This window comes from Paenibacillus sp. 598K (assembly GCF_003851045.1).
Taxonomy (GTDB): Bacteria; Bacillota; Bacilli; order Paenibacillales; family Paenibacillaceae; genus Paenibacillus_D.
In genome coordinates this window covers 2599-4105 of sequence record NZ_BFBX01000053.1, presented here as the reverse complement: position 1 = coordinate 4105, position 1507 = coordinate 2599, and the positions used below count along the sequence as shown (strand labels likewise).

The 1507-nt window shown below is 54.3% G+C and carries 2 protein-coding genes; both read right to left on the bottom strand.

Annotated elements, in window-relative coordinates; all coding sequences use genetic code 11:
- On the bottom strand, positions 1-1215 hold a 1215-nt coding region (locus PA598K_RS16460; RefSeq protein WP_260405445.1), incomplete at its 3' end, for an extracellular solute-binding protein.
- Positions 1216-1279: 64 nt separating this feature from the next.
- A partial coding sequence (locus PA598K_RS37335; protein ID WP_221414146.1) for a hypothetical protein occupies positions 1280-1507 on the bottom strand: 228 nt, incomplete at its 5' end.

The following is a 1507-nucleotide window of genomic DNA, read 5'->3' as shown; positions in this document are numbered from 1 at the left end:
GTCCTGGAGCGTGAAGTTCTCGCCTTCTACGCCGTTCTGGATATGGAACAGATGATCCTCGGACGCCATCCATTCCAGGTATTTGATCGCCTCTACCGCGCGTTTGCTCGATTTCGGGATCATGATGTACATGCCGTTAGGCGCATACTTCGGCTTGGCGTATTTGCCCTCCGAGTTTTTGAATACCTCGATCGGCAGCAGCTTGGCCGTGCTCACGTTCGCTTTGAGGATATCGTAGGTGCCATTCTCGTAATACATGTTCACGTCATCCTCGCTGAAGAAGCCGGTTTTGCCGCTGGAGATATCTTCATAGAACTTTTTCTTGTCCTCGTCGAGGCCGAAGTCTTTGCCGATCAAGCCTTCGTTGTACAGCTTGTTCATGAACTTCAGACCTTCCTTGAAGCCTGGGAGCAGCGGCGGATAATCGTTGGAGCCGAGCTGCTGCGTCAGCGTGAAGCGTTGTTCGTCGGTCAGCGGCTCGATAAACGACCACAGCATCGTTTCGTATTGCGCCGAAGCGATCGACATGCCGAACGGGATCACCTGGCCGCCGGTTTCGCCCGGGTCTTTTTCCTTGAATGCCTTCAACGTCTCATACAGCTCGTCGGTCGTCGTCGGCACCGGCAAGCCCAGCTTCTCGAGCCAGTCCTGACGGATGAAGGAGGCGTATTTGCCTGTATTCGAGCGTTTGGCCGGGATGGAAAATTGCGTGCCTTCAAACTTGCCGTATTCCAGCACATCGTCGCCCAGGAACGCTTTCAGATTCGGCGCATGCTCGTCGAGCAACGGACCTACATCCGTCAGACCGTCCTGGCTCGCATATCGGTTAAACGTGTTCGGGTCGTAGGTGAAGACAATATCCGGGACATTGCTGCCGCTGGACATAAGCACGTTCAGCTTCTCGATCTCCTCGGAGCGCGGGACCGGCACGAACTCGACATCGATATTGTTCGGATCGCCGAAGCTCTCTTGCACATATCGCGTCATATAGTTGTCCTGAATCGTCATGCCTGTCGGCGTATTGCCGCGATCGAACACCTCAATCTTCAGCGTGACGCGTTCGCCGCCTTCGCCTGCCGCCGCTCCTCCCGTTCCCGGATTGCTCTTGCCGTCATTGGAGGAACAGGCCGATACGAGCAGCGTGCTGAGCACGACTGCCGACACCAATGCTTTGGAGGAAATAAATCGTCTGTTGCCGTTGTGCTTTCTATTCATTCCGATACCCCTTCTTTCTTGACGAGATGTTGCCGGACCGGGGTTGTGTAAGCGCCCTCTTTGCTCAGCGCCGCTCGCCCCGTCTCGGATGACCACAGTATGTCACAGCCGAAAGAGAGGCGGCAATAAACCAGTTTCGAATCGATAAACCAAAGTCCTGAAATACCATTATATGGTTAAATAAACTTTGTTCGCATCCTAAACCGAATTCCAGAACCGTTGATACGACTGGGGTTCCAGGCTCTACTGCGTCGATCCTGGCTTCATCTGCAGCTTGCGATAATCGCCCGGC